Source organism: Pseudomonas sp. GZD-209 (assembly GCF_049310485.1).
Lineage (GTDB): Bacteria > Pseudomonadota > Gammaproteobacteria > Pseudomonadales > Pseudomonadaceae > Aquipseudomonas > Aquipseudomonas sichuanensis.
The window spans coordinates 1-6254 of sequence record NZ_JBMOWQ010000158.1; the positions used below are offsets into that span (position 1 = coordinate 1).

Annotated in this window: 6 protein-coding genes; all 6 read left to right on the top strand. The window is 63.0% G+C overall.

Annotation, left to right across the window (positions count from 1 at the left end; all coding sequences use genetic code 11):
• The first annotated feature begins 169 nt into the window (after positions 1–169).
• The 6 genes from lepA (at position 170) to pdxJ (ending at position 6178) form a co-directional block, all read left to right on the top strand.
• Positions 170–1969 carry a translation elongation factor 4 gene (lepA, locus tag ACO6VM_RS18465; protein WP_422403616.1) on the top strand — a complete coding sequence of 600 codons (1800 nt, stop codon included), beginning with the start codon at positions 170–172 and terminating at the stop codon, positions 1967–1969.
• A 5-nt stretch (positions 1970–1974) separates the two neighbouring features.
• Entirely contained in the window at positions 1975–2829 is an 855-nt protein-coding gene (gene lepB, locus ACO6VM_RS18470) for a signal peptidase I (protein WP_153788757.1), read from the top strand.
• 160 nt (positions 2830–2989) lie between these two features.
• Positions 2990–3679, top strand: coding sequence for a ribonuclease III (gene rnc / locus ACO6VM_RS18475; RefSeq protein WP_110993796.1), 690 nt, complete (start codon positions 2990–2992; stop codon positions 3677–3679).
• Positions 3672–4574, top strand: coding sequence for a GTPase Era (era, locus tag ACO6VM_RS18480; protein WP_422403617.1), 903 nt, complete (start codon positions 3672–3674; stop codon positions 4572–4574). The genes rnc and era overlap by 8 nt, the downstream gene beginning before the upstream one ends.
• A 135-nt stretch (positions 4575–4709) precedes the next feature.
• Positions 4710–5393, top strand: coding sequence for a DNA repair protein RecO (gene recO / locus ACO6VM_RS18485; protein ID WP_422403618.1), 684 nt, complete (start codon positions 4710–4712; stop codon positions 5391–5393).
• A 62-nt stretch (positions 5394–5455) separates the two neighbouring features.
• Positions 5456–6178 carry a pyridoxine 5'-phosphate synthase gene (gene pdxJ, locus ACO6VM_RS18490; RefSeq protein WP_422403619.1) on the top strand — a complete coding sequence of 241 codons (723 nt, stop codon included), beginning with the start codon at positions 5456–5458 and terminating at the stop codon, positions 6176–6178.
• Positions 6179–6254: the final 76 nt, after the last annotated feature.

A 6254-nucleotide genomic window follows, 5' to 3' on the forward strand; every position in this document is an offset into this window, starting at 1 on the left:
GATCAGGCACCTGCATTGCCTGATCAGGCCTCATCGCGGGGCAAGCCCGCTACCACAAGGGATGTAGGCAGGCCGATAGAGGAATCTCCCATATCCCTCCGGCTTGAGGTACAATTCCCGGCTATTTTTCGGCGGGCGTCCGGCTCGCAGCCTTTTCGAGTGTTGACCCGTGAGTGATTTGAGTCATATCCGCAATTTCTCCATCATCGCCCACATCGACCATGGCAAGTCGACGCTGGCCGACCGTTTCATTCAGATGTGCGGTGGCCTGTCGGCGCGCGAAATGGAGGCCCAGGTCCTCGATTCCATGGACCTGGAGCGCGAGCGCGGGATCACCATCAAGGCCCACAGCGTCACCCTGCACTACAAGGCGCAGGACGGCAAAACCTACCAGCTGAACTTCATCGACACCCCCGGCCACGTTGACTTCACCTATGAAGTTTCGCGTTCGCTGGCTGCCTGTGAAGGCGCGCTGCTGGTGGTGGATGCTGGCCAGGGCGTAGAAGCCCAGTCCGTTGCCAACTGCTACACCGCCATCGAGCAAGGCCTCGAGGTAATGCCGGTCCTGAACAAGATGGACCTGCCCCAGGCCGACCCGGACCGCGTCAAGGACGAGATCGAGAAGATCATCGGCATCGACGCCACCGACGCCGTGGCCTGCAGCGCCAAGAGCGGCATGGGCGTGGACGAGGTGCTCGAGCGCCTGGTGCAGACCATCCCCGCGCCCGTAGGCGAGATCGATGCGCCCCTGCAGGCGCTGATCATCGACTCCTGGTTCGACAACTACCTGGGCGTTGTCTCGTTGGTGCGCGTGCGCCAGGGCCGCGTCAAGAAAGGCGACAAGATCCTGGTCAAGTCCACCGGCAAGGTGCACCTGGTCGACAGCGTCGGCGTGTTCACGCCGAAGCACACCCAGACCGCTGACCTCAAAGCCGGTGAAGTAGGCTTCATCATCGCCAGCATCAAGGACATCCACGGTGCACCGGTCGGTGACACCCTGACCCTGTCCTCGACCCCAGAGGTCGAAGTGCTGGCAGGCTTCAAGAAAATCCAGCCACAGGTCTACGCCGGCCTGTTCCCGGTCAGCTCCGATGATTTCGAAGACTTCCGCGACGCGCTGCAGAAGCTGACCCTGAACGACTCGTCGCTGCAGTACATGCCGGAAAGCTCCGACGCCCTGGGCTTCGGCTTCCGTTGCGGCTTCCTCGGCATGCTGCACATGGAGATCATCCAGGAGCGCCTGGAGCGCGAATACGACCTGGACCTGATCACCACCGCGCCAAGCGTGATCTACGAGCTCGAGCTCAAGACCGGCGAAACCATCATCGTCGACAACCCGTCGAAGCTGCCTGATGTGTCGTCCGTCACCGACTTCCGCGAGCCGATCGTCACCGCGACCATCCTGGTACCCCAGGAACACCTGGGCAACGTCATCACCCTGTGCATCGAGAAGCGTGGCGTGCAGCGCGACATGCAGTTCCTCGGCAGCCAGGTGCAGGTGCGTTACGACATGCCGATGAACGAGGTGGTGCTGGACTTCTTCGACCGCCTCAAGTCCACCAGCCGCGGCTACGCTTCGCTGGACTATCATTTCGACCGCTACCAGTCGGCCAACCTGGTCAAGCTGGACGTGCTGATCAACGGTGACAAGGTCGATGCCCTGGCACTGATCGTGCACCGTGACAACGCCGCCTACAAAGGCCGTGCGTTGACCGAGAAGATGAAGGAGCTGATCCCTCGGCAGATGTTCGACGTGGCGATCCAGGCAGCCATTGGCGGCCAGATCATTGCGCGGACAACCGTCAAGGCGCTCAGAAAGAACGTACTGGCCAAGTGCTACGGTGGCGACGTGAGCCGTAAGAAGAAGCTGCTGGAGAAGCAGAAGGCCGGTAAGAAACGCATGAAACAGGTCGGTAACGTGGAAATTCCACAGGAAGCCTTCCTCGCCGTGCTCAGGTTGGATAGCTAGGTCCTATGTCGCTAAATTTCCCGCTGTTGCTCGTCATCGCCGTTGCCGTCTGCGGCCTGTTGGGTCTGATCGACCTGCTGTTCCTGGCCCCGCGCCGGCGCGCGGCGATCGCCACCTATCAGGGCAGCGTCAGCCAGCCAGAAATGGCCGTGGTCGAACGCCTGAACAAGGAGCCGTTGCTGGTCGAGTACGGCAAGTCGTTCTTCCCGGTGCTGTTCATCGTGCTGGTGCTGCGCTCGTTCCTGGTTGAGCCGTTCCAGATCCCGTCGGGTTCGATGAAACCGACCCTGGAAGTGGGCGACTTCATCCTGGTGAACAAGTTCTCCTACGGCATCCGCCTGCCGGTGATCGACAAGAAGGTCATCGAAGTCGGTGACCCGCAGCGCGGCGATGTCATGGTGTTCCGCTACCCCAGCGACCCGAACGTCAACTACATCAAGCGGGTGATCGGCCTGCCGGGCGACCAGATCCGCTACACCAACGACAAGCGCCTGTTCGTCAATGGCCAGGCGGTCGCCGAACAACTGGTCGGCAGCGAGCCGGGCACCTTGGGCAGCGCCGAGCTGTACAAGGAAAAACTCGGTGAAGTCGAGCACCTGATCCGCAAGGAAATGACCCGCTACCGCATGCCGCCGGACCAGCAATGGACCGTGCCGGCCGGGCATTACTTCATGATGGGTGACAACCGCGACAACTCCAACGACAGCCGCTACTGGGATGATCCGAACATCCCCAAAGAGCTGCACGGCATGGTCCCTGACCGGAACATCGTCGGCAAGGCGTTCGCCGTTTGGATGAGCTGGCCTGAGCCGAAACTCAGCCACCTGCCCAACCTGTCGCGGGTCGGCCTGATCCACTAAGTATCAACGGCGCTGTCTGCGGACAGCGCCGATTGCTTTTCTGACATAGGCTGTGTTCTCAGGGAGTGAGAGGTTTCGCCATTTTGATGCCGGACCACAGCCAAACCGTCTTTCAGGATGTTGATTTGAACAACGCGTTGAACATTGTACGGGTGGCCCCATGAGTGCTTCCCTTGCCCGCCTGGAGCGCAAGCTCGGCTACACCTTCAAGGATCAGGACCAGATGCTGCTGGCCCTGACCCATCGCAGTTATGCCGGGCGCAACAACGAGCGCCTGGAATTCCTTGGCGATGCCATTCTCAACTTCGTGGTTGGCGAAGCGCTGTTCGAGCGCTTCCCGCAGGCCCGGGAAGGCCAGCTGTCGCGCCTGCGGGCGCGCCTGGTCAAGGGTGAAACCCTGGCCCGTCTGGCCCGTGGCTTCGACCTTGGCGAGTACCTGCGCCTGGGCTCTGGCGAGCTCAAGAGCGGCGGTTTCCGCCGCGAGTCGATCCTCGCCGACGCCCTCGAAGCGCTGATCGGCGCCATCTACCAGGACGCCGACATGCAGACTGCGCGCGAGCGCATCCTGGCCTGGCTGACCGACGAGTTCGAAGGCCTGACCCTGGTCGACACCAACAAAGACCCCAAGACCCGCCTGCAGGAGTTCCTGCAGTCGCGTGCCTGCGAGCTGCCACGTTACGAAGTGGTGGATATCCAGGGCGAACCGCACTGCCGGACCTTCCTCGTCGAATGCGAAGTGGTCCTGCTGAACAAGAAAAGCCGTGGCCAGGGCGTAAGCCGGCGTATTGCCGAACAGGTCGCCGCCGCCGCCGCATTGATCGCCCTGGGCGTGGAGAATGGCAATGACTGAGAACACTTCGACCCGCTGCGGCTATGTCGCCATCGTCGGCCGCCCCAACGTCGGCAAGTCGACGCTGCTCAACCACATCCTCGGCCAGAAGCTGGCGATCACCTCGCGCAAGCCGCAGACCACCCGCCACAACATGCTCGGCATCAAGACCGAGGGTGATGTGCAGGCGATCTACGTCGACACCCCAGGCATGCACAAGGCGAACGACAAGGCGCTCAACCGCTACATGAACCGCAACGCCTCGGCGGCCTTGAAAGATGTCGACGTGGTGATCTTCGTGGTTGACCGCACCCGCTGGACCGATGAGGACCAGCTGGTACTCGAGCGCGTTCAGTATGTGACCGGCCCGGTGATCCTGGCGGTCAACAAGACCGACCGCATGGACGAGAAGGGCGACCTGATCCCGCACCTGCAGTGGCTGCAAGATCAACTGCCGAATGCCGAGATCGTGCCGATCTCGGCCCAGCAGGGGCACAACCTCGAGTCGCTGGAAGCGCTGATCGCCAAGCACCTGCCGGAGAATGACCACTTCTTCCCGGAAGACCAGATCACCGACCGCAGCAGCCGCTTCCTGGCCGCTGAGCTGGTGCGCGAGAAGATCATGCGCCAGTTGGGTGCAGAGCTGCCGTACCAGATCACCGTGGAAATCGAGGAATTCAAGCAGCAGGGCCATGTGCTGCATATCCATGCGCTGATCCTGGTCGAGCGTGACGGCCAGAAGAAGATCATCATCGGCGACAAGGGCGAGCGCATCAAACGCATCGGCTCCGACGCGCGCAAGGACATGGAAACGCTGTTCGACGCCAAGGTGATGCTCAACCTCTGGGTCAAGGTCAAAGGCGGCTGGTCCGACGACGAACGTGCCCTGCGTTCGCTGGGCTACGGCGACCTGTAACCGTCAGGCGCGTCCCGTATCTCTTGTGGGAGCGGCGGTTCGGCGCACCGACTTGCCTCGCGATAGCGATCACAGGGCAAGTCGGTGCGCCGAACCGCCGCTCCCACAGTCATTTGTGACATCGAGAATCCTTGGATGGACCAACCCACCCCCCAGCCGGCGTACGTGCTGCACAGCCGCGCCTACAAGGAAACCAGCGCCCTGGTGGATTTCCTCACGCCTCAGGGGCGGGTGCGTGCGGTACTGCGCCGTGCGCGGGGCAAGGGTGGCAGCCAGGTGCGGCCGTTCGTGCCACTGGAAGTAGAGCTGCGCGGGCGTGGTGAGCTGAAGACCGTATGGCGCCTGGACAGCAACGGCATCGCGGCCTGGCTGCATGGCGATGCGCTGTTCAGCGGCCTCTACCTCAACGAACTGCTGATGCGCCTGTTGCCCGCCGAGGCACCGCAGCCAGCGCTGTTCGAGCATTACACCCTGACCCTGCAAGCCCTGGCCGCCGGCCGACCGCTGGAGCCGCTGCTGCGCTCGTTCGAATGGCGGTTGCTGGACGAGCTGGGTTACGCCTTCTCGCTGGAACATGACGTGAATGACGACCCGGTCGTCGCCGAGGGCCTCTATCGCCTGCAGGTGGATGCCGGCCTGCAACGGGTCGAGCTGTTCCAGCCCGGGTTGTTCAAGGGTATCGAGTTGCAGGCCCTGGCCCAGGCCGACTGGGACGCCCCCGGCGCCTTGCTCGCCGCCAAGCGCCTGATGCGCCAGGCCCTGGCGGTGCACCTGGGGCCCAAGCCACTGGTCAGCCGGGAACTGTTTCGCAAGCGCTGATCAGCACGTATGCTGTGGCCCTCAACTTTCAGGAGTGCCCCTTCGTGACTCACAGCAACCGCATGCTTCTCGGCGTCAACATCGACCACGTGGCGACCCTGCGCCAGGCCCGGGGCACCCGCTATCCAGACCCGGTCAAGGCCGCGCTGGACGCAGAGGAAGCGGGCGCCGACGGCATCACCGTGCACCTGCGTGAAGACCGCCGGCACATCCAGGAGCGCGATGTGCTGGTGCTCAAGGATGTGCTGCAGACCCGCATGAACTTCGAGATGGGCGTCACCGAAGAGATGATGCTGTTCGCCGAGAAGATCCGCCCGGCGCATATCTGCCTGGTCCCGGAGACCCGCCAGGAGCTGACCACCGAAGGTGGCCTGGACGTGGCCGGCCAGGAGGTGCGGATCAAGGCCGCGGTCGAGCGCCTGTCGCGCACCGGCGCCGAAGTGTCGCTGTTCATCGATGCCGACGAGCGCCAGATTGAGGCCTCGCGTCGGGTGGGTGCACCAGCAATCGAACTGCACACTGGCCGTTACGCGGATGCCGAGACGCCGACCGAAGTGGCCGAAGAGCTCAAGCGCATCGTCGATGGCGTGGCGTTCGGTATTGGCCAGGGGCTGATCGTCAACGCCGGCCACGGGCTGCATTACCACAACGTCGAAGCCGTCGCCGCGATCAAGGGCATCAACGAGCTGAACATCGGCCATGCGCTGGTGGCCCATGCTCTGTTCGTCGGCTTCAAGGCCGCCGTGGCCGAGATGAAAGCGCTGATCGTCGCCGCTTCGCGCTGATCCGTGCGAAGCCATCGCGGGGGGGGGCAGCACACCCACCACCCATTTTGGGGCGGGGTTGCCCCTATAACTCTTC